We start from the raw sequence: 23,919 nt of genomic DNA, 5'->3' as shown, positions 1-23,919 counted from the left end.
AAGTTAGCATTCATAATTATACTATTCATTAGCGTGGGGTTCCAGGAACAACGTAAATCTGATTATAGCCCTATGTTTTTTAGTATGACGAATGAATGGAAAGATATTTCTAAAGATGAGTTCATTTTCGAATTTGAATCTTTAGACACTGTTTACCATACTCAAATAAGTCATCAGGTGCGATTGTTATCTAATAGTGCAGGAGCACCTCGATTATTTTTCTCAGAAATAGAAACGCCAGTTTGTGCTGATGGTGTGTGCCAACTAGCACATATTAATGTGTACTGGGATTTATTGGGTAATTATGTGGGGTACGGTATATCTCCAGAGTTTCAACTGACTAAGTTTGAACACGAACAATTTGGAAAAGAGGATTATATTAAGCTGCATCAATTATTATTAGATGATAATTCGATTCTTAAAAGGCGAAAAGTATCTGACTTAATTGATGAAGCACCAGTGGCGACTTCAACTATAGACTCAGAAGTTATTGATGGAATTTCTGGAGCTACAAAAACAGAAATTGCAGAATCGCTTGTGAAAGGTGGCTTGTATTCCTGTTATACGATATGGCACCTAGTACATGGCGAAGCACAAGAGAAAATGGAAAAATATTTGACATCGATAAGTTCTGATACGTTGATGCATTATTTTTTATATGCGCCATATAACGATTATCAGATGTTTGCTTTAAGGGAATTGCCTAAAGAAGATTTTAAAGAACATGCCACACAAATCTTAAACATATTTAGGACAGCTGATGGGGTAGGCAAAGCTTATATTCTAAAAAAGATACCCAGTGATATTTTATCTGAAAAAGAAATAACGAGCCAATTTTATAATGAATTTTCGCTAATAGATGTCAATTCAAGGACATTGCTGATTAATAGATTAAAATCGGCACACCCAGATGCAATAGAAATACTTTCAAATTATTTAGATCGTATGACCAGAAATCAACTGAAGCTTTATCTAAAGTGCTTAAATTCTGATCCCAACTTTATCAGTAAAAATTGTCTGTCTAATCTAAAAAAAGCAAGTAAAAATACGGGGTTTACTTATCATTATTTATTAAGAGAGTTTTTAAATAAAATATAAAATGATCTCTAGGACAATCTATTATCGAATAATTCTGATAACTATAATTGGCTTCTCTAGTTGTTTTCTATCAGCAAAAAATGATAAACCCAACATCATAGTCATCTTAGTTGATGACATGGGTTACTCTGATCTGGGTTGTACGGGTTCCGAGATAAAAACCCCAAATCTCGATAAAATGGCTTCGGAAGGAGTCTTGTTTACCCATTTTTACAATGCCTCGCGTTGTTGTCCTTCGCGCGCCAGTTTGCTCACAGGCCAGTACCAGTGGGATGCCGGTATCGGACACATGGATTATACAAAGTCTGAATTGCCCGAATATCAGGGCTACTTGAATAATCAGAGTATAACCATTGCTGAAGCTCTAAAAGATAATGGTTACCAGACTTTTATGAGTGGTAAATGGCATGTCGGCAACAAACAACGCGAATGGTGGCCCGATCATCGAGGCTTTGATCAATTTTATGGAACTCCGGCAGGAGGGGGGCTTTATTTTTACCCGTCACAGTTTTATGATCGCCCGGTTTATTGGAATGGTGAAGAGCAAACACCAGACAGTACTTGGTATTCTACCGATGCTTTTACTGACTATTCTATTGACTACATTAAAAATCGTAGAGATAAGGGAAAGCCCTTTTTTATGTACTTGGCCTATGTTGCACCACATTTTCCTCTTCAGGCTAAAATGGAAGACATCGATAAATACCGTGATACCTATAAGGTCGGTTACGATGTGATTCGAAAGGCGCGGTTTAAAAAGCAAAAGCAGCTAGGCATAGCGTCAGCTGATTTGCCTGCGTCAGAACCGGTATACGGCGATTGGGAAACAGTAGAGAATAAGAATAATGAAGCCCTTAAGATGGCTGTTTATGCCGCCATGGTTGACTGTCTAGACCAAAACATAGGAAAGTTAATGAGTACACTGGCAGATGAGCATATTGATAAAAATACAGTGGTCATGTTTTTGTCGGATAATGGCGCTTGTCAGACTTCATGGAACAAAACACCAGAAGCCAGACTGGGAAGTCGGGATTGTAATGCTGCTTATGGAACTTGGTATAATGTGAGTAATACACCTTATAGGATGAGAAAGTCTCAAGAGCACGAAGGCGGAATAATAACTCCTTTAATAATGCATTGGCCAGAGGGTTTAAAAGGACGAGGGGTACGTATTTCAGAGCCGGCACATATCACAGACATCATGCCTACTTGTCTCGATATTGCGGAAGCTAAATACCCCGTGTCATATAAGAATAAGGTATTGGATCCTTTAGATGGTAGAAGCTTCATGCCTCTTACTCGTGGAATTGAACAAGATAAAGATAGGGCTTATTTCTGGGAGCACGAAGGTAACCGCGCTGTTCGTGTGGGTGACTGGAAACTAGTTAGTCTTCATAAAAAAGATTGGGAGCTTTATAATCTTAAGGCAGACCCCTATGAAATGGATAACTTGGTAGAATCACATCCTGATGAGAAAAATGAACTGCTTAAAAAATATAAAATTTGGGCCGATGAACATGGTGTTCAGAGGTGGCCATTGAAACGTTAATAATAGTTGATACTGCATTCAAATAATGAAAATTCTCTCTTTAAAAAAGTATAATATGTGCAAAATAATTGATGTTCGAATATTACTATTTCTAGTTTTATTGACGGGTTTTAGTCAGCAACTATTAACAGCCCAAGAAACTCAAGTAGAAATAAAACCAGCGCAGATTTGGGTGGATACCAACGGCCATCAGATCAATGCTCATGGTGGAGGTGTCCTCTTTCATGATGGTGTTTACTATTGGTATGGCGAGCATAAATTGGAAGGCAAGTCGGAAGCTCAATTTGCTGATGGCGGTATTCATTGTTATTCTTCCACAGATCTGCTCAATTGGAATGATGAAGGTCTTGTACTGAGTGTGGACTATGAGGATGAAGACCACGATTTGGCTTATGGTTGTATCTTAGAACGTGTAAAAGTCGTTTACAACGAAAAGAATAAGCAGTTTGTGGCTTTCTTTAAACTTTATTTGAAGGGCGTTGGATACGAGAGTAATTATGTGGGTGTAGCTGTTGCCGATAAACCAGCAGGACCATTCACCTATCACCATAAATTTCGTGGGGGAGGTACCTCAAAAGGCTCAGGCGATTTTTCCATGTTTAAGGATGATGATGGTACGCTTTATCACTTAGCAGTGCGTAAACCAGATAAGGCATTTGTTATAGGGAAACTGGATGCCGATTACTACTATCCCGATGGCGAATATCAGATAGCCGAAGGTGTTAAAGTACACACCGAAGCACCAGCAGTCATTAAAAGAAATGGGGTGTACCATATGTTGGGGTCTGGATCGAAAGGATGGAATCCCAACCCAGCTCGTTACCATACAACAGATAACCTTCTAGGGACATGGACTTATCACGGCAATCCTTGTCGCGGTTTCAATGCTATTGATAGCCTAGGTGTCGAAAAAACGTTTGGTGGACAAGCCTCCTACATAATTCCAGTTCAGGGAAAGAATGATGCCTACATTGCGATGTTTGATATTTGGAGACCCAAACAACCCATAACAGGAAGATACATTTGGTTGCCCATTAAATTTGTGGATGCTAAAATGTTAATCTCATGGCGGGATACTTGGGGTATTGATGTCTTTGATTTAGAATAAACGTCTGTTGTTAATAAGGTTTGTTCTCTTATTAATATAAATATTTTGACATTAGGTCGTATTTATTGTAGACATTACATAAAAGTAATAATATGAAATTTAGAATTAATAGAATAGAAATATTATTGTTGCTAATAGTTTTTCCTTTTCAAGGCTGTCAACACAAAGAAAAACAAGATGAAAAAGACAAAAAGCAAAAAACGTATACCGTCCTAGGTTTAGGAGATTCTATTACGGAAGGGAAAGGTGAAAAACAAAGTTATCTTTTTCCTCTTTGGGAGAAACTTTTTTCGGCAGGTTATAGGACTGAATTTATAGGTCCTAATGTGCATAAGTGCCGAATAGGAAGCATTATGAATGCTGGTTTTAGTGGGGAAAATGTAGAATACCTGAATGCACACATTGATAGTATTTATACAAAGTATCCTGCTGATATCGTTTTATTGCATGCAGGGCATAATCATCTTGCAGAAGAGCTCCCTATCCCTGGTATCATTACCATGCATAAATCAATCATAGCAAAAATTTTTGCCATTAATCCAGAGGTGAAGATTTTGGTGTCACAAGTTATTCAAAGTGGTAAGTTGCCTAAATATTCCTATATACCAGAATTAAATGAAAAAATAGCACTGATGGTACAACAGCTATCTAATGAAGGTTATCCACTAACCTTGGTTAATCAGGCTGAAGGGTTTAATTGGAAAGAAGACTGTTTACCAGACAAAGTACATCCAAACATAAAAGGGGCAAAAAAAATGGCCAATAAGTGGTTCGATGCCCTTGAGGCTGTTTTAGAAAAACCTTTACAATCATTCAATCCAGAAGAAGTTGTTTATAAGAGAATAGATTCAACTGAATTAAAACTACATATTTTTAACTCATACCCATCTGATACAGAAAAGAAGAAGGCATGCATTGTTTATTTTTTTGGTGGTGGATGGAATGTGGGTACACCTCTTCAGTTTTATAGGGAGTGTGCTTACTTTGCATCGAAGGGAATGGTTTCCATTAGTGTCGATTATAGGATAAAACAGGAGCATGGCACAAGTGTTTTTGAGAGTGTTCGTGATGCCAAATCTGCCATCCGCTGGATAAGGGGAAATGCAGATAATTACAACATTGATACAGCTAGAATTGTTGCTGCTGGAGCATCAGCGGGTGGGCATTTAGCTGCAGCAACGGGAACGCTTAGTCAGTTTGATGAAGTTGGCGAAGATCTATCTATTAGCTCAAAACCTAACCTTTTATTACTCTACTATCCAGTTGTTGATAACGGACCTGGTGGTTATGGGTCTAAAGAGATGAAGAAGAGGTGTGAAGAAATTTCACCCATGTATAATATTGACTCGGAAACACCACCAACTTTAATAATAGTGGGAACCAATGATCCTTTGGTCTCTGTTAAGCAAGCTGAGTTATATCAAGAAAAAATGACAAATGCAGGGGTATCATGTGAGTTGAAATTATATGAGAAAGCAGGTCATCCAATATTTTATTACCGTAAAGGAGTGTCAAACTATTACTACAAAATATTAGAAGATTCTGAGTCATTCTTAGAAAAGCACGAATTTCTTTAAGCTATAATAAATTATCCAAGTTTTAAAAACGATTAATAGGATAAGAAAAAAACGTGCTGTAATAAATAGGAACGGTCAAGACCCAGCGATTAGTTCCGGTTGAACCACATCCAGGCCATTATTTAAGCTATGTACTTATCTACGTTTCCGGTATTTCGGATTTAAAAGAAGAAGTTAAGAAGCGCTACAAAAGAAATATAAACCTACGGCATTATCCCTAAGAGGTCTCCTATACAAGAAAGAAGTTTTTAAAACATTACGATATTAGCAGGCATTGGTGTCTGCTAAACTTTTTAAATTATGCGCACAACTCTATATTTATAGAACCTTGAGAGTTATTGCATTAAGATAGGGCTCATTTCCGCTTCAGAAAAACGATGGTTCTTTGATACCTTTTAAATTAAAATTCCATCAAAAATTTTCGTTAAAAAATCAGACGGATTGGCGTCAAAATATTCGGGCTGTTTGAGCGCAGCGAGTTCCTGAATTTTAGCCAAGTAGTGGACATGTTCTTGGTCATATTATACTCCACTTTAGTCAGTTTGTACTAGTCGCGAATTCTTATTATTCGTTGCTTTACTAATAAGGTCGAATAGAAATAGAATATTCTTTTGACTATATTTTTTACAATATGGAATGTTTGTAAATGGTGTATTAAAATATTCGTAAATGGTTTTTTCAATATAGATGTAATATAAGAGTGGCTCATACAATGTGGGAGATTTGGAGCCTACTTTGTTTTTATTATCTTTGAAATTCATGAAAAGAATTGGATGCGAGGAAGGATTTTAGTTTGCAGTGTTGTTTTTCTTTTAATATTCAGCTCGAAGCTGCAGGGAATTCAGTATTTTCAAAAACTAGCTAAGTTCACCACAGAACATGGTATTCCTAATAATACAGTTTTATCTTTATTTCAGGATTCTTCAGGTTTAATGTGGATAGGTACTTTGGAGGGCTTAAGTAGTTATAACGGTGCGGAGTTTGTCAGTTATCCAATGTCAGACTCTATTGTAGGACATGCCATTCACTTTATTGACCAAATTAATGTAAATCAACTTCTATTGGGAACTAATAAGGGAAATTATATTTTCATTATTTCTGAAAGAAGATTTGTGAAAATTAATTTGCCTCAAAAGGTTTATTCTTCGATAACCACTCTTTTTCGAATTAGAAACAAATTATATATCGGAAGTGAATCTGGAATATTCGAGTATGATGAAAACAAACAAACTGGAATACAAAAATCAAATAAAGCAACTATATGTAAACAGTTATCACCAAATGGGCAGCTGTTCTTGGGGACAAAGGCGAATGGTATATGGGAAGTAAACTTAAAATCAGATACATTACTATTGGTTCGTTCTTTTCCAAAGCTTAAAGATGAAAAATTGATATCTATTGAATATCAGGAGGATGGAACACCTGTGTTTTTAACAGATAAAGGTCTTTGGATTTCTGGTAAAGAGGAAATAAGAATGGAGGAATCTGGTTTCTTTACATCTTTGAGCATTTCGCAAAATGACGAGATTGTAATAGGAACAAATAATGAATTCATTAAACAGGTACAGTTTGCTAATGGGATTTATAGCTTAAAGAATTACATTATCGGGGAAAATGAAATATTTAATGATTATTACGATTCTCAAATAAATGTACTTTTTAGTGATTATTCCGGGGCTATTTGGATGGGGACAAATAGAGCTGGATTAAATAGAATTGATCGCAAAAAACTGACATATAAAAAATATGGAAATTGTGATCAGAAACAAAATTGTGTCGCCGGTTATATAAATGGTTTAACCCAAGGGGATGATGGTCAGATATGGATTGGAACCTCTGGTAAAGGCTTGTACTTGCTTAATCAGGAAAAAGTAGAGTTAGAGCCGATTCCTATTTTACAGGGGAATATGAATGATTTATTTATTGAAGCCATTTTGCAGTTCAAGAACAAACTGTATATTGGAACCAGACATATGGGTATTATTACGGCTAATTACCCATATGTAAGTTCGAAAAAAGTTGAAGCATCAGGTCAATTGTTTTCTGCTGAAGCAGGATTGAATAAAAATGACTATATCTATGCACTTAAGCAGTTTAATGGGAAACTTTATATTTGTTCAAATAAAGGAAGTTTTGTTTGTTCGGGCGAAGCAGATGATTTAGTAAGACTGGATAGTATGTCTTGCATGGATATAGAAGTGGATTCCTTAAATAATATGTGGGTTTTATCTTTAAATATGGAACTGTACTATAATTTGAATAAATATGAACTAGGTACAGAAGTTTCGGATTTCTATATAGAAGATAGTAAAGAAATATGGGTTACCACATCAAAAGGACTCGCATTAATTCAGATTGATGGAACCAAACCTGTTTTTTTTAATCCCCCTGATAAGGTAATTGAATTTACTTCTATCGAAAAGGATAAGGATGGGCAATTTTGGTTGGGATCAAGAATGGGGATGTATCGGTTTGATTCCCAAAACAAATTGTTTGCAAGTTACCAGATACCAGGTGGTTCAAAAGCGAATAGTTTTAATCATGGGAAATTGATTTATAGTCAGTTGGGTGAGTTGTATTTCGGAAGTAATGATGGGGTTGTTTCTATTCTTCCAAATTCAAATAGCTATTTATCAGAATCTTTGTATAAAGTAGAACAAGGTACAAAAGGGACAGAATCTGTTTTTAAGGTTTATAGCTATTCTTTTAATCATCATGATGAAAATGGGGTAGCTTATAGATTCTCTCATCCTGATTCTACATGGAACTATATTTCTGGAAATCAATCAACTCTTGATTTTTCTCATTTTAGAAAAGGATCTTACCAACTTGATATTACTACTATAAATTCAGATGGAATAGTAAGTCCGGAATATGCCTCATTCCAATTTAAGATGAAGCGTAGTTATAATGGCTCACTGATATTGTGGCTTGTTTTTGCTTTTATTTCAGGCGTAATTATTTTACTCTATTGGAGATCAAAGAATGCTGTTACATCATTTATTGTTGAAGATGAAGAACCTTTCGTAATAGAGACACCAGTAGATATTATTTACAATGGGTGGATGAGAAGTGATTTTATGCAAAAAGCAATTGTTTTGATTGAAAACAACCTCTCTAATAGTTCCTATGGTGTAAATGAACTTTATGCTGGAATTCAAATGAGCAAATCAAACTTTTACCGTAAACTAAAAACCAATACAGAATTATCTCCGAATGAATTAATTCGTTTTGTGAGACTTAAAAAATCAACCCAATTATTAATTGAAGCAAAATTAAGCGTGAACGAAATTGCTTATGATATGGGTTTCAATTCACCTTCCTATTTTACCCGTTGTTTCAAACAACAATTTGGAATTTCCCCATCGGAATACAAAAGTTATTACGAAAGTCTTTGTTGCATTCCAGAACCAGTACAGTAATTCGCACAACTTTTAAAGCTTCTATTTTGAATATGCATGAGTTTTGAATTAACTTTTTTCTCAACTCATGCATTTTAATGCAAATTGGTCATTTCGTACTCAATTTTGGTCAATCCGTACAATCATTTCCCTCCTATAATCACGTGTTTTGAAAGGTCTTTAAGAGACAATAAGAAACTTGTGGGATTATCTCGAAAGAGTGAATACTAGATCAATATTCTTGGGAATGCTCCCACCATCCCACTTAACCAGATGTATTAATTTTAATCTAACCTAAAAATTTATGAATCAAAACTCAAGAGTTTTAGCAAGGCAAAGTAGCCTTCTAAAGAAAAGTTTTTCATGGATTGCAAGCTTGTGTTGCGCCGTTTTTTTTATTTCGGTTACACCAGCATATGCATCTTCCGATAATGGAAAAATGGAAACAACTGTACTCCAAACTCAGGAATACAATGTACAGGGAAATGTGGTTGACAAAAATGGAGAAACTTTAATTGGTGTGAATATCATTGTTAAAGGAACTACAACAGGTACCGTTACTGATTTTGATGGAAATTATCAAATTAAGGTTCCGAAAAATTCGACCCTTGTTTTTAGCTTTATTGGTTACTTAAATCAAGAAATTGTAGTTACGGACAATGCAATAATTAATGTTAGTTTATTGATGGATGCCCTAGGACTAGACGAGGTTATAGTTGTTGGTTATGGTACTCAAAAGAAGGCAAATCTAACAGGATCAGTATCTTCTGTTAAAGGAGACGAGATGGTTAAAAAACCAATGACCGATGCTCGACAGGCTCTGCAAGGAGTTTCTACAGGTGTAACAATCGTTGATCGTGGAGGAGCTCCCGGAGACGAGAATCTTAACATCAATATTCGCGGAATTGCGAGTATTCCAGATGCCAATAATGCTTCAAAAACTTCGCCCTTAGTGTTGGTTGATGGAATTGAAATGTTATTACGAGATGTTAATTCAAATGATATCGAGAGTATATCTATATTGAAAGATGCAGCATCGTCATCTATATATGGAGCAAAAGCTGCAAATGGCGTTATTTTGATTACCACGAAAAGAGGAAAAGTAGGTGAGTATAAAGTTGATTACAATGGTTATTATGGATGGCAGACGCCCGCAACACTTCCTGAATTGGTTGATGCCGAAGATTATCTTAATCTAGTTAATGAGGCACTTGTAAATGCTGGCTTAAATGCAAAGTATACTGATGAATATATCAGAAATACAGTAGCTGGAGATGATCCAATTAACTATCCGTACGTAAATATTCTTGATGAATTATTTGAAACAGCTCCAATATTTAATCAATCAATTCGTATTAGTGGAGGAAATGAAAAGTCAAGAATTGCATTATCCTTGAATCATATGGATCAACAGGGAATGCTTAAGAATGTAGAGTCAAAAAGATTTGGATTTAGATTGAATACGGACTTTCAGGTAAAGGATAATTTAAAAATTAGAGCAGATATTTCATTTAGTCGTAAAAATAATGAAAGACCATATAGGTATAACTCCGCTTTAAGTGAAATGATTAACACCTCGCCCGTTATGGTATTAAAATATCCAAATGGTGCTTATGGTTTAAACAAGGACAATACAAATGCTCTTGCTTCACTTGAGGTCGGGGGAACAAATAAAATTGTAAAAGAGGCGCTTAACATGAAAGTTGGAGCTGATTTAGAGGTTCTTTCCGGATTAACTTTAAAAACAGACCTTTCATACAAGAGCATTAATAATCGCTATAAGGAGTTCCGAGCTGAATACGATTTTGTAGATCCGCAAGATACTGAGAGTGTTATACAGAAATGGTCGCCAAGTAGATTGGTTGATAGACGTTTGCAACAAGAGGAATTAAATTTTAAAGCTCTACTAAATTATAATAAGACGTTTGGAGATCATCAATTGGATTTATTAGCTGGTTCTGAAATTACTGAAAATACGGCCTATGTACTTAGAGGTATGAGAACAAATATATATGCTGAGAACTATGATGAGCTAAATACTGGTGATGCTGAAGGTCAAACTAATAATGGCTATCAGGAAGATTGGTCATTACTATCTTATTTGGGGAGGGTTAATTACTCCTACAAAGGGAAATATCTCTTAGAAGGTAATATTCGTTACGATGGTTCCTCAAGATTTGCAGAAGGACATAAATGGGGTGTTTTTCCTTCTTTTTCAGCTGGCTGGAGAATGAGTGAGGAGAACTTTATGGATCGCTTTAGTGAAATTGACAACCTTAAGTTGAGAGCCAGTTGGGGACAATTAGGCAATCAAAATATTGGACTTTATAGATTCACATCTACTGTGTATGCTGATTATTCATATAATTTCAATGATAATGAGGTAAATGGATATTCTCAGAGATATTATGCAAATACAGATGTAACCTGGGAAACTACTGAGATGATTGATTTTGGTTTTGATGTAAGTTTATTCAACAACAAAATTGAAATTGTAGCTGATTGGTATCAAAAAGACACAAAAGATGTGCTCCTGAATTTACCAATTTCTTATTTAACAGGTTTAGAAGCGTCTGAAACAAATGCAGGACAGGTTCGAAATACTGGATGGGAATTAGCGATTATTCATCGAAATAAGATTAATGATTTGACTTACTCAGTTGGTTTTAATATCTCCGATGTAAAAAATGAATTGATCGATTTTGCTGGGAATGAACCATCAATAAGTGGTTTTAATATTTTAAAAGAGGGAGAGTCGATTAATTCTTTCTATGGATATGTATCTGATGGTTTATTTCAAACTCAGGATGAAATTGATCAACATGCAACTCAACCAAATCAATCCGATTTAAGACCTGGAGATATCAAGTTGGTTGATCAAAATGGAGATGGTGAAATAAATGATGATGATCGAAAAGTGATTGGTTCTCCTATTCCTCACTATACCTTTGGTTTAAATTTGTATATGGAATACAAAGGCTTCGATTTTAGTGCTTTTGTGCAAGGTGTTTTAGAAGCTGAGAATTACTTCTATGGAGCACCAAATGAAGGTCCATCATATGAAATATTCACAACCAAAAGAGTTTTAGATCGTTGGACACCTGAAAATACTGATGCATCTTTTCCACGATTACAGGCTGCTTCGAACAAAAACAACTACTTGTATAATGATTTTTGGATAAGAGATGCTTCATATATTAGACTCAAAAACCTACAAATAGGTTATTCTTTTCAAAAATCAGTTCTCGAAAAATTAAAACTTGAGAAGCTTAGAGTTTATGCTGGAGCGACAAACCTTTTTACCATTACAGATGTTGAATCTGGACTTGATCCGGAATCTTATGACGGTAGACCAAGTTACTATCCTCCGGTTTCAACCTACACGGTTGGAGTACAAATTCGTTTTTAATAGAATACAAGAGAGAAATAAGTGAAATTTTCGATAGTTATCGGATTATTTAAAAATTGATTATATGAAAACAAATATAATATGCTTAGCCACAGTTTTTTTGATGGTATTCGCAGGCTGTAGTGATGATTTTCTGGAGCGAACTCCCAGTGATCAGGTTTCTTCAGCAACATTCTTTACTCAAGAAAAAGATTTAGTTTATGCCGTTAATGGAGCTTACGCATCCATTGGTTTTAATAACTGGGGAGTAGATTACGGTTATTCGACAGATTTATTGCGAATTGAAGCAATTACGGATAATGCTCTTGACCATCACTCTTGGAATGAAGGTTACCGTTTGGCTGACGGAACTGCATCTGCTTATGATTGGTATGTGGAAAGCCGTTGGATGGAACGCTACAAAGGAATACAGAGAGTGAACAGAATATTGGAAGGCGCTGAAGGTGTAACGGATATAAATGCAGATTACAAATCTCGTTTATTAGCTGAAGCAAAATTTTTAAGAGCATTTTTCTATTTTGATTTGGTGTACTTGTTTGGAGATGTGCCATTTATAACTTCTAGTCTTACTCCTGAAGATACAAGTCCAGAAGAAGATGCAGAGGGCAATAAAGTTGCTTCTGAAACTACTCGACGTACCGATAAAAGTGTTGTTTTGGATGCTATCGTGAAGGATTTATCAGAATCCGCTATTATTCTACCAAGTTCATATGGTAGTGACGATGAGGGAAGAGTAACGAAAGGTGCTGCAATTTCACTGAAGGCTAGAATTCTTCTTTACCAGGAGAAATGGACAGAGGCAGCTAGTACGGCAAAGGAAGTAATGGATTTAGGAGTTTACACAATTTATCCGAGTTACGAAAAGATGTTCACGTATGAAGGAATTGGAAATTCAGAAGTGATATTTGATCTTCAGGAATTAAAAGAAAAGCAGTACAATTTTACGGTTAAAAACTATGGCCCAAATTCAGTAGGAGGATGGAGTAGTGGTTGTCCAATGCAATCTCTTGTTGATGCTTATGAATGCATAGATGGAGAGCTTATTGGTGAATCAGGTTTGTTTGATCCTAATAATCCATATACAAATCGTGATCCTAGATTAACTTATTCTATTCTTTATCCTGGCCATGACTGGAGAGCCGGAGTTTTTAATTCTATACCAGGTGCTACGTACCCAGGAAAGGAAATAGTTACTGGAGATGATTTAACTGATGGAACAGGTGGTCAATGGAATAAAACGGGTACTGGATACAATTGGTTAAAATACATTTCTGAAGAGGATGTTGATAATGGTGATTTGTGGAATGGTTCCATTCATTATATTCTGATCCGTTATGCAGAAGTGTTATTAACTTATGCAGAAGCTAAGATAGAAGCTAATGAAATTGATCAGTCGGTTTATGATGCGATTAATGAAGTGCGTCAACGGGCCGATGTTAATATGCCAGTTGTAACATCAGGTAAAAGTCAAACGGAACTGCGTACAATTGTAAGACGAGAGCGTAGAGTAGAATTAGCTTTTGAAGGATTGCGTTTACTAGATATCCGCCGATGGAGAATTGCTGAAACGGTAATGCCTGGAGTTCCAAAAGGACTTACATATACCGACCCAAATAGTTTAGAAGAGGTAACTCTTTCATGGGGAACACGTTCCTTTGATCCAGGCAAACACTATTTGTGGCCAATTCCACAAACAGAGATTGATCTGACTCACATAGAACAAAATCCTGGATGGTAATAATTAGAACATATTCCTGGAGTGATTACTCCAGGAATATTTCATAAAATCACAAATTTACAACAGAATATTTCAAATTATATCTAACTTTTAGTTGTTAGCGAAATGAGTTGAATTAGGAAAGAAAAAACTAAAATGAATAGACTATTTTTATTAATCATCTGTTTACACCTCTTTCAAACTGTCATTGGACAGGAAAAGGTGTTCCCCGGAGCCAATGAACAGACTCCTTCCAGAGCTCAGTATTTTTCATGGATCAATAATACTAATGAAGGAGCTACAGAAAAACAAACACTAATAAATCTTGAGTTTTTTAAGTGGCTTCAAGATGAATATGGTATGATTTTGGATATTTATGCTTTTGATGCCGGGGCGATTGATGGGAAACGATTTTATGGTGACATTCATTCCGAACGATTTAAAAAACAATTTCCAAATGGTTTTGATCCGATATACGAAAAAGCAAAATCAATCAATACACGTTTAGGCGTTTGGGGTGGTCCCGATGGTTTTGGAAATGCTGAGTTTGAAAAGGAAGCTAGGATAAATCAGATGGTAAGTCTCTGTAAGGATTATGAGTTTGCCTTGTTTAAATTCGATAAAGTTTGTGGGCCTTTGCGTCCTGAAAAAGAAGATGCTTTTATTGAGATGATGAAGGAGTGTCGTCGATATAGCCCAGATTTAATATTGCTTAATCATCGATTAGGCTTAAAGAAAAGTAAAGCACACGCAACAACCTTTTTATGGGGTGGACAGGAAACCTATATTGATGTCTTTACAACCAATGCTACAACAGCGCCTCATCATAGAGCAGGAGCTTTGGATAGAGGTTTAGTACCAGGTTTAAAACGATTAACCGAAGATCATGGTGTATGTATTTCATCATGCATAGACTATTGGGATGATGATCTGATTATGCAATCATTTAATCGCTCCATGATACTTGCTCCCGAAATTTATGGTAATCCATGGTTACTTAATGATGGTGAATTCGCGAAACTGGCAAGAATCTACAATCTCCACCGGAAATATGGAAAGATATTGGTGGATGGGAAAGTCCTGCCAGAAGAGAAATACGGTAAATCGGCCGTATCCCGAGGTGATGACAATACCCGTTTGATTACCTTATCGAATCTAACATGGGAGCCGATTAGCTATAAAATCAAACTTGATGAAGAGGTCGGTTTGAATACTGATATAGATATAGAACTTAGACAACTTCACCCAACTGAAAAAATTATAGGGAATTATAAAAAGGGATCAGAGCTTGAAATTGAAGTTGCACCTTTTCGCTCTTGTCTGCTTATTGCTAGTTCTCAACCGAATGACGAACCAAGTTTAATAGGTACTGATTATCAATTGGTACGCAATGTACCGGATAAATCTGTTTTGATTAAAGTTTTGGGAATGCAAGGTGGCAGTACTAAAATTAAGCTTAAAAATGCAAGTGATTATAAAACGGCTAACCTTAACGGGAAAGATGTAAGTGAATTATTAAATGATAAATCGGTAAAAGTAAATTTCAAAGGAGAATTGTTGCAAAATGCACCCCATCGAAAAATAGCTGATTTTAAAGCAATTGAAACACCTGCAGATGCAGAGGCATTATACGAAGCTACTTGTTATGCGGCAGACAACAATGCTCTTGAAGTGAGATCACTTGAACGATCGGGCGCTACATCAATTCCTGAAGTGCAAAAAGCCAGAGATGCCTTTTTTGAGCAATCAGCATTTGTAAAGCGTGGTATATGGGACAAGAATTTGTTCGATGGTGATATGAAAACAGGATTCTGGCCATCTAGAAAATACGATATCGACTTAAAAGTAAAGGGTGGTTGTTTTCGGCTTGATTTAGGTGAAGTCACTGATATCGATCAGATCATTATTAAAGTACCTGATGATTTTTCTCTTCAGCCACTTTTAAAGGATGAGGGTAATTATGCTGAAGTTTCTTCGGATTTAAAAAACTGGACAACCATTACCTATTATGCGGGCGAGGAAATGGTGATTGACGTAAATGATTCTATTCGTTACCTAAGATTGAAGGCTCAGCCAGGACGCATTGTTGAAATTGAAGCAGTAAAAGAGGGTAAGTATATAGAGAGAGAGAAGTGGAGAGCATCTAACTTATTTGCTCATGCCGATAAAATGAAAGTTGTGAAAACCTGGATGTCGACATTCAAGTTAAATGAGATTCCTGAAGGTTCGTATCTGTCGTTTGCTATCAATGGAAAACATGGTGTTGAAGGAGCTTATGCTGCAGTCAAAATAAATGGCAAATACCAAGGTTGTTTTGATCGTAGTGTTTCATTCCCGTCGAATACTTGGGAGTATGTAAATGCCGAAAAAGATAGTAATTATACCTATTACCTGCCTCTAGATGAGACCATGATAGGGCAAGAAATTGAAGTGTTTGTAATGGGATATGATAGCGAGAATATCGATTTAAAACCCGAAGTATGGATTTCTGCTAATCCTACGCCATTTGTAGAGCAAATGTTGGAATTGAAACGCTAAACATTAAAGCTAGCCAATAAGGCATTTTAGCTAAAGCTTAAGACTATAAATAAGAAACCAAATATCAAGTAATTTAAGATAATTATGAATAAAAGAATACTAGGATTGTTTTGCTTTTGCTTACTGATAAGTACAGTTTTTGCAAAAGATTATAAACTGCAATCGCCTAATAAAAAAATAAGCATAAACTTATCAACTGATAGTAAATTAAGTTTCTCAGTATTTCATAATCAAACGCAACTTATTGCTCCAACGACTATTTCTATGGAGTTGGGGAATGGCATTATTTTAGGTGGAAATCCTCAGGTTATTAAAGATATTGATAAAAGCGTTAATCGAGAACTAAGACCAGTAGTTCGCGAAAAAAATGAAATTATAGTTGAAAACTACAACGAAATAAAGTTATCATTCAAACAAAATTTCAATCTGACTTTCAGAGCTTATGACAATGGAATAGCTTACCGTTTTGAAACTAAATTTCCAAATGAAATAAAGATCAAAAAGGAAACAGGAGAATTTAATTTCCCTGATAACAAGCTCGTTTATTGGCCAAGAGAGAAAAGTTTTCATTCAAACAATCAGGTTTATTATGATTTTACTTCTTTAGGTGAACTATCATCAAAAGATCTTGGATCTCTACCTGTTCTTATGACATCGGAAGATGCGCCAAGTATTCTAATAGGAGAAACTGACCTTGAAGACTATCCTGGTATGTGGTTTCATGGAGCCGAAGGGAATGCTTTAGTTTCAACATTTCCAGCTTATCCTGACAAAACAGAACAAGTAGAAGATAGAGATGTATTTGTACGAACAAGAAAAAATTACATTGCAAAAACAGAAGGAACAAGAACTTTTCCTTGGCGTTATGTTGCCATTGCTGAAAATGATGGTGATTTAATCACCAATCAATTGTCTTGGTTATTAGCTGACACTTGTGTGATTGAAGATCCAAGTTGGATTAAGCCTGGTAAAATCGCCTGGGATTGGTGGAATGCAAACAATATTTATGGGGTAGATTTTCGTGCTGGTGTAAATACAGAAACTTATAAATATTATATCGACTTTGCTGCTGACTATGGTTTGGAGTACATCATTATGGACGAAGGTTGGTATGAGCTGGGAGATTTATTAAAAATTGTACCTGAAATTGATATGGATGAATTGACATCGTACGCTAAGGAAAAAGGCGTAGGTATCATTCTTTGGGTAGTTTGGAAAACTTTAGATGATCAACTAGAAGTAGCTTTAGATAAATTTCAGGATTGGGGAATTAAAGGAATAAAAGTGGATTTCATGGATAAGGATGATCAATGGATGGTCAACTATTACCATAAAATTGCTCGTGAATCTGCTAAACGTGAACTATTAGTTGACTTTCATGGTTCGTATAAACCATCTGGCATCAGAAGAAAATACCCTAATGTATTGACACGTGAAGGTGTAAATGGAGGGGAACAGTACAAATGGAGCATGAACCAAACACCAGAACATAACTTAACAACACCCTTTTCGAGAATGGTTGCAGGTCCTATGGATTATACTCCAGGAGCAATGAATAATGCACAGAAAAAGGATTATAAGCCTATTTTTGATACACCTATGAGTATGGGAACTCGTTGTCATCAATTAGGAATGTATGTTGTTTACGAGAGCCCTTTACAGATGCTTTGCGATAATCCATCAAACTATAAGAAAGAGCCAGAATGTATGGAATTCCTTTCTGCTGTACCTGCAGTATGGGACGAAACAAAAATTTTAAATGCCAAAATATCTGACTATATAACTGTTGCAAGAAGATCAGGAACTGATTGGTATATTGGAGCAATGACAGATTGGGATTCACGTGATTTGGAATTTGATTTATCATTTTTGAATGAGGGAGAGTATAAAATGATTCTTTATCGTGATGGTGACAATGCTGATCGTAATGCAATCGACTACAAAAAGGAAGTTCAAACTGTTGATTCAACAAATAAATTAAAAATTCATCTTGCGCCAGGTGGTGGTTGGGTTGCTAGATTGATTCCTATGAAATAATTTGTTATATGTAGGATGAGGTATTGTAATCCCAAAACTTCATCTTACTAACTAACTAATAATGATTACAATTAATAAATAAACATAATTTTGTCAATTCTTTTTTTTAAAATATAATCATGAATTTTTTTAAAAATGTAATTCTATTACTAATTATTGCGTCTACTTTAGTTCTAAATGCATGTAGTTCAGTATCAAAACCGGATAAAAAGCCAAATGTTCTATGGATAGTCCTAGAAGATACAGCTCCACTTATGGGCTGTTATGGCACAGAGATTATTTCAACTCCAAACATTGATAATCTTGCCAAAGAGGGTCTTACATTCACAAATGCAATTATGCCAGCACCTGTTTGTTCTGCGAGTAGATCTAGTATGATTACAGGAGTAATGTCTACAACATTCGGTGGTCATAATCACCATAGTGCAAGAACTAAAGAGTCTGCAATTTATCTACCAGAGTATATGAAAACAATTCCTGAGTTGTTTAAAGATGCTGGATATTTTACTTTCAATAATGGCAAAGATGATTATAACTTCACTTATAACAGATCTGACCTTTATACTCAAAAACACCGAGCACATCCATTATATGGAAAAGGTGGAGTTAGAATTCCTCTTGATTCATTATCTAGCAAAACTCCATTTTTTGGACAAATACAACTTGATGGTGGAAAAGAAATCTTTAATGGTAATTTTGAAGGAAGAGTAAAAACACCTGTAGATAGATCTCTTATTAAACTTCCACCATATTTACCAAATAATCCCGTAATTATTGAAGAATATGCTAATCACCTTGATGCTATTCAAATTACTGATGAAATTCTTGGTAATATAATTGAAAAATTAAAAGAAAATGGTTTACTAGAAAATACAATCGTATTTTTCTTTTCAGATCATGGTATGCGTTTAACACGTCACAAACAATTTTTATACGAAGGTGGAATTAAAGTTCCTCTAATTATTGCTGACTTTACTAAATCAAAAATTACTAAATCAGGAGAAGTTTTTGAGGGTCTAGTGAGTGGAATAGATTTTGGACCAAGTTCTCTTGCATTAGCAGGTATTGCAATTCCAGAATATATTGAAGGACAAGATTTTTTAAGTAAAGGTGCTAAAGAAAGAGAATATGTAATTTCTACTAGAGACCGTTGTGATTTTACTATTGATAGAATTAGATCTGTTCGTTCTAAAGATTTTAAGTATATCAAAAACTTCATGTTAGATCGTCCTTATACTCAACCTACTTATATGGATGTTGACGGCATTGCTTTCGTAAAAACAATGAATGAGTTAAATAGAGACAATAAACTAGATAGTATTCAGAAAATATTCTTTGCCAAAGACAGAATCAGTGAAGAACTTTATGATCTTAAAAATGACCCTTACGAAATTCATAACCTTGCTCTAGATCCTAAATATGCTTCAGAATTAAAGAAACATGCTGATATTTTAGAGAACTGGATTAAAGAAACAGATGATAAAGGTCAATATCCTGAAAACGAAGAAAACTTAAAACTAATGCTTGGTATATGGGGCGATAATGCTACCAACCCTGAGTTTGATGCTTTAAAAGTAAAATACCCAGACCTAGCAGGATCTCAATTTTGGTTGAAGAGCGAACATTGGGGAGCTATAGAAAATTAATATCATGAATACCGATTAGGCTAAGATTATACAACATGGTGTTTTAATATTTTGAAACCCTATTATTGCTATAATTATCCAATCAATAATTATAAACTTTTATTAGGTTTTTATATCTAATAAAAGTTTATAATATCTTTAAAAAGGCACCTCCAAAGGTTCCTAATCAAAATAGTGAAGACTGTTTAATACTGATTTAATGAGTGGACTTGATATTGGAACTACTACATTAGGATTAGCGGGTATTGAAAAACCTTCATACACAGAAGATCAGGATTTCTTAGCATCAGATTACACTCCCAGAGAGTATGTTATTTCAACTAGAGATCGTTGCGATTTTTCCATTGACAGAATTCGATCAGTACAATCTAAAGACTTCAAGTATATTCGTAATTTCATGACAGATAGACCATACATGCAACCCAGTTATATGGATGCAGATGGAGTAGGATTTGTAAAAGTTATGAAGCAGTTGCACGATTAAAATAAACTGGATTCTATTTAAGATCTATTTTTGTTGGATTTTAGACCCTCCGAAGAGTTATATGATTTAAAAGAAGATCCATTTGAATTAAATAATCTTGCATTAAATCCAAAATATTCTGAAGAATTATCACATTACTCCCAAATATTAAAGAATTGGATTATTGAAACAGATGATAAAGGACAATTTCCTGAAAAGATAAGGAGCCTTAAAATTAATGTTGGGAATATGGGGTAATTATGCAATCAATCCAGAATACATTCCGCTAAGAAAAAAATATAAAGATTTATCGGGGTCCTTATATGAATTAAAAAATTTAGAATGGAAAAAAGTGGTTAAAGATTAATTGACTTTTAATATTATGGTAGCATTTCTTAAAAAATATTTTTATATATACCTGAACCGTTTTATAATGGATTAGGGGAAAATAAAACAAAAGACTGTGAATATTCAGATTTACAGTCTTTTTACTTTAGGATGATTTTTAAATTGTGGATATAAGGAAGTTTACAAGTTCAATTTTGCTTAGTCAATAAGTAGTTTTAAAATTGGTTCGATAATAGTGGAGGTTATTCCATACCTGTACTCGATAATATCCATTAGATCTAACTGCTGCTGTTGTTCCAAATGAGTGAGTCCAAAATCATCAAGTATTAGCATATCTGTTTTGGTCATCTTTTCAAAGAACTTGTAGATGGTTGCTTCGATGCGGGTCACTTTGGTTTTCTGCAATTCCAGCTTCTCTAAAAAAGCCTTGAATACTGACTGGTAAAGAGTATCTCTAGCATGTCAATCCACCAGTTCTACACTTGCTTTTCCCAATTCTATGTTAATTAATCTTTTATTACTAACCCTTAATTTTTTATTGTCATGGGAAAATACTCTCAAGGGATCCAGGGCCCGTTCTCAGGAAAAATAGGAACCGTTGTTGGTTCCAGTTGGAAAGGTGTAAATTACATCAAGTCACTTCCGGTCCAAACACCTCCAATACGGAGAAATAGAAGGAGCAGAGAAGCTGGTTTAAATCGGTAGTAAGGTTAGTATCCTTGCTTTTGGCAATCCTGATTCGTCCGGTATGGAATCTTTCTGCAGGGAAGATGACCGGTTACAACCTCTTTGTAAAGACCAATGTTGCTGCTTTCGATGAAAGTGGTGAATTGACCAATTTTAAGGACTTCAAAGTATCAGTTGGTCCTTTGGCTCTTCCATCTGGTATTAGTATTGCCAATGATATGGATGTGAGTTCTGGAATCACAGTCTCCTGGACTGATGATAGTGCAAATGGAATTGGCAAAGCCGATGACCAGTTGGATCTAGTCGTTTTGAAGTCAGATGATGATGTTCAGGTTTTGCATCCGGGAACTTTACGTTCTGCCGAAACTGCAGATGTGACATTACCATTTAGCATGGCATGGTACAGGTGTATGCTTATTTTGGTTCTACAGATGGAAGCGAATTTTCATCTAGTCAGCACCATTTGAAAAGAATCTATTCTTTAAGCTGCTGCGAATTTCGTAGCAGCTTTTTGTTTTCTAGAGCAAAATAGTAAGAGATTTGTTGCAACTAAAGATTATTTAATACAAACAAAGCAGCATCTTAGATGCTGCTTTGTCCGTAAATACTGGCGGAGAGAGAGGGATTCGAACCCCCGGTACGTTGCCGCACAATAGTTTTCAAGACTACCGCATTCGACCACTCTGCCATCTCTCCAATATTTTTTTGAGCTTTGATTATTGAAATCATTACCCTGATATCTCTTGTGATAACGGGTGCAAATGTAGGACAAAAAATACTTACAGCCAAACATTATTTTACTTCTGAGAGTAATTAATTTGAAATAGCTTGATTCTCAATTCAATTAATTTTATTTACCCATGAATATCCAGCTCATTCATCATGTAAAGCGAGTGTTCAATGGTCTTAAAAATCTCCGCGCAGTATTCATTTACGGCTTTTGGACTACCAGGCATGGTGTAAATTAGAGATTCATTCATAACTCCAGCAATGCCACGACTAACCAATGCATTTGGCTTTTCCATCCCATATTTTACCCGAATCAACTCCATGATTCCTGTTATCTCTTTTGTGATGTGTCTTTTTACTACATCAGGAGTAATATCTTTGGGTCCTATTCCGGTTCCACCTGTAGTGAAAACAAGATCGAAGTTCTCTTTTTTTGCTTTTTCCAGCAAATTAGTCAGGTCGGATTCTTTGTCAGGAATAATAAATTTTTCTATTTGATAATGGCGGTTTTTAGATTTGAAGAAGTCTTCAGCCAATTTCTCCAATAAAGGCCCGCTTTTGTCTTCATATTCACCTCGGCTAGCTCTGTCGCTAAGAGTTATTACCATGGTTTTAATAATTCTTGGATGATAACTAAGCACATCACCAGCTTTCAAATTACCTCCATTTAAAACTCTGCAAAAAATACCTTCTTTTGGCATCACGCAGTTTCCTATTTCACGAAAAATACTGCAATTGTCACCATGGCATTTTTTACCAATCTGAGTTACTTCCAAAACCATATCACCAATGTGGAAACGATCAAGTGGAGCAGTATGGTGAAGCCAAAGCCCTTCAGTGGTAATGTTCTCGGCAAATTCGCCAAAATTGATTTTACGTTTGGCTTGTATCGAAAATTTATCGATACTTTCTTTAGCCAGCAAGCTAACCTGACGGTGCCAGTTTCCCGCATGTGCATCATTTACAACACCTAGTGAATTCAATTCTATAGAATCAACAGGTTTTTTTATGACTCCTTTTTTCTCAGATATATTTACAGAGAGTACTAATACTTCTTTTGTGCTCATGCTCATCGTGTTTTATTGCTTCAAATCGGTTTTTGTTTTTTCTACAAGCGTAATTTCACCTAATACCATTGATTTATCAACAGCTTTACACATATCGTAAATGGTTAGCAGAGCTATGCTGGCAGCGGTTAACGCTTCCATTTCTACTCCCGTTTGTCCAATGCATTTTACTCGGGTATTTACCTGAATACCCTTCTTAATAATGCTGCATTTTACTTCAGCCTTTGTTATCTGAAGCGTATGACAGAGAGGAATCAAATCACTCGTGCGTTTAGCCGCCTGAATACCTGCTATTTCTGCAATAGTCAAAACATCACCTTTTTTCATTGCATTTTCATTTATTAATTCGAGGGTGCGAGGCTCTAAAAGAATGATGCCAACCGCTTTGGCTTCTCTTATTTGTGGCTCTTTATGACCCACATCAACCATATTGGCTTTACCATCCTTATCTATATGACTAAATTCTCCCATTATTAAATGTTGTTTACTGAAAACGTTTTCTGTTAGAGCTCCTTGATCCTTGTCACTTGATCCTTGCCACTTGT

The 23,919-nt window shown here is 35.4% G+C and carries 15 protein-coding genes, 1 tRNA gene and 1 pseudogene; 13 read left to right on the top strand and 4 right to left on the bottom strand.

What is annotated here, in order from left to right; genetic code table 11:
- Nucleotides 1-84 precede the first annotated feature (84 nt).
- From ALGA_RS02055 to ALGA_RS02000, 12 genes are all read left to right on the top strand, one after another.
- Nucleotides 85-1,098, top strand: coding sequence for a hypothetical protein (locus ALGA_RS02055; RefSeq protein WP_145957559.1), 1,014 nt, complete (start codon nt 85-87; stop codon nt 1,096-1,098).
- Between the two features lies 1 nt (nt 1,099).
- Nucleotides 1,100-2,647, top strand: a complete 1,548-nt coding sequence (locus ALGA_RS02050) for an arylsulfatase (protein WP_096427716.1) — start codon at nt 1,100-1,102, stop codon at nt 2,645-2,647.
- Between the two features lie 55 nt (nt 2,648-2,702).
- Entirely contained in the window at nt 2,703-3,755 is a 1,053-nt protein-coding gene (locus tag ALGA_RS02045; RefSeq protein ID WP_162845365.1) for a family 43 glycosylhydrolase, read from the top strand.
- 92 nt (nt 3,756-3,847) lie between these two features.
- Nucleotides 3,848-5,332 carry an alpha/beta hydrolase fold domain-containing protein gene (locus tag ALGA_RS02040; RefSeq protein ID WP_096427714.1) on the top strand — a complete coding sequence of 495 codons (1,485 nt, stop codon included), beginning with the start codon at nt 3,848-3,850 and terminating at the stop codon, nt 5,330-5,332.
- 773 nt (nt 5,333-6,105) lie between these two features.
- Nucleotides 6,106-8,754, top strand: coding sequence for a helix-turn-helix domain-containing protein (locus tag ALGA_RS02035; protein ID WP_096427713.1), 2,649 nt, complete (start codon nt 6,106-6,108; stop codon nt 8,752-8,754).
- A 283-nt stretch (nt 8,755-9,037) separates the two neighbouring features.
- A complete protein-coding gene (locus tag ALGA_RS02030; protein ID WP_096427712.1) occupies nt 9,038-12,142 on the top strand; it encodes a SusC/RagA family TonB-linked outer membrane protein in 3,105 nt (1,034 codons plus the stop codon).
- Between the two features lie 64 nt (nt 12,143-12,206).
- Complete coding sequence (locus tag ALGA_RS02025) at nt 12,207-13,880, top strand: RagB/SusD family nutrient uptake outer membrane protein (protein ID WP_096427711.1); 1,674 nt, start codon at nt 12,207-12,209, stop codon at nt 13,878-13,880.
- Nucleotides 13,881-14,015: 135 nt separating this feature from the next.
- Nucleotides 14,016-16,397 (top strand): hypothetical protein, encoded by a 2,382-nt coding sequence (locus tag ALGA_RS02020; RefSeq protein ID WP_096427710.1) that lies wholly within the window; start codon nt 14,016-14,018, stop codon nt 16,395-16,397.
- An 84-nt stretch (nt 16,398-16,481) separates the two neighbouring features.
- Nucleotides 16,482-18,434 carry a glycoside hydrolase family 97 protein gene (locus ALGA_RS02015; protein ID WP_096427709.1) on the top strand — a complete coding sequence of 651 codons (1,953 nt, stop codon included), beginning with the start codon at nt 16,482-16,484 and terminating at the stop codon, nt 18,432-18,434.
- Nucleotides 18,435-18,553: 119 nt separating this feature from the next.
- Complete coding sequence (locus ALGA_RS02010) at nt 18,554-20,080, top strand: sulfatase family protein (RefSeq protein ID WP_096427708.1); 1,527 nt, start codon at nt 18,554-18,556, stop codon at nt 20,078-20,080.
- A 199-nt stretch (nt 20,081-20,279) separates the two neighbouring features.
- The gene (locus tag ALGA_RS02005) at nt 20,280-20,564 is read left to right on the top strand and encodes a hypothetical protein (protein ID WP_096427707.1); all 285 of its coding nucleotides are present in this window, start codon (nt 20,280-20,282) and stop codon (nt 20,562-20,564) included.
- 30 nt (nt 20,565-20,594) lie between these two features.
- Nucleotides 20,595-20,801, top strand: coding sequence for a hypothetical protein (locus ALGA_RS02000; protein ID WP_096427706.1), 207 nt, complete (start codon nt 20,595-20,597; stop codon nt 20,799-20,801).
- Between the two features lie 288 nt (nt 20,802-21,089).
- On the opposite strand, the gene ALGA_RS01995 is transcribed toward ALGA_RS02000, so the two are convergent.
- The gene (locus ALGA_RS01995; RefSeq protein ID WP_231706030.1) at nt 21,090-21,296 is read right to left on the bottom strand and encodes an ATP-binding protein; all 207 of its coding nucleotides are present in this window, start codon (nt 21,294-21,296) and stop codon (nt 21,090-21,092) included.
- Nucleotides 21,297-21,580: 284 nt separating this feature from the next.
- Here ALGA_RS01995 and ALGA_RS01990 point away from each other — a divergent pair.
- Nucleotides 21,581-22,045 (top strand): annotated as a pseudogene (locus ALGA_RS01990) (DUF6266 family protein); the annotation flags it as partial.
- 141 nt (nt 22,046-22,186) lie between these two features.
- Here the strand turns inward: ALGA_RS01990 and ALGA_RS01985 are convergent.
- The 3 genes from ALGA_RS01985 to moaC all read right to left on the bottom strand — a co-directional run bounded on the left by ALGA_RS01985 (nt 22,187) and on the right by moaC (nt 23,845).
- A tRNA-Ser gene (locus ALGA_RS01985) sits at nt 22,187-22,274 on the bottom strand.
- A gap of 158 nt (nt 22,275-22,432) precedes the next feature.
- Entirely contained in the window at nt 22,433-23,374 is a 942-nt protein-coding gene (locus ALGA_RS01980; RefSeq protein WP_162845364.1) for an MOSC domain-containing protein, read from the bottom strand.
- Nucleotides 23,375-23,386: 12 nt separating this feature from the next.
- Nucleotides 23,387-23,845 carry a cyclic pyranopterin monophosphate synthase MoaC gene (gene moaC / locus ALGA_RS01975; RefSeq protein ID WP_096427702.1) on the bottom strand — a complete coding sequence of 153 codons (459 nt, stop codon included), beginning with the start codon at nt 23,843-23,845 and terminating at the stop codon, nt 23,387-23,389.
- Between the last annotated feature and the right edge of the window lie 74 nt (nt 23,846-23,919).

Origin of the sequence: Labilibaculum antarcticum (assembly GCF_002356295.1) — a bacterium.
GTDB lineage: Bacteria > Bacteroidota > Bacteroidia > Bacteroidales > Marinifilaceae > Labilibaculum > Labilibaculum antarcticum.
The sequence above is the reverse complement of the archived record's forward strand: the minus strand, read 5'-3'. Positions and strand labels throughout refer to the sequence as shown.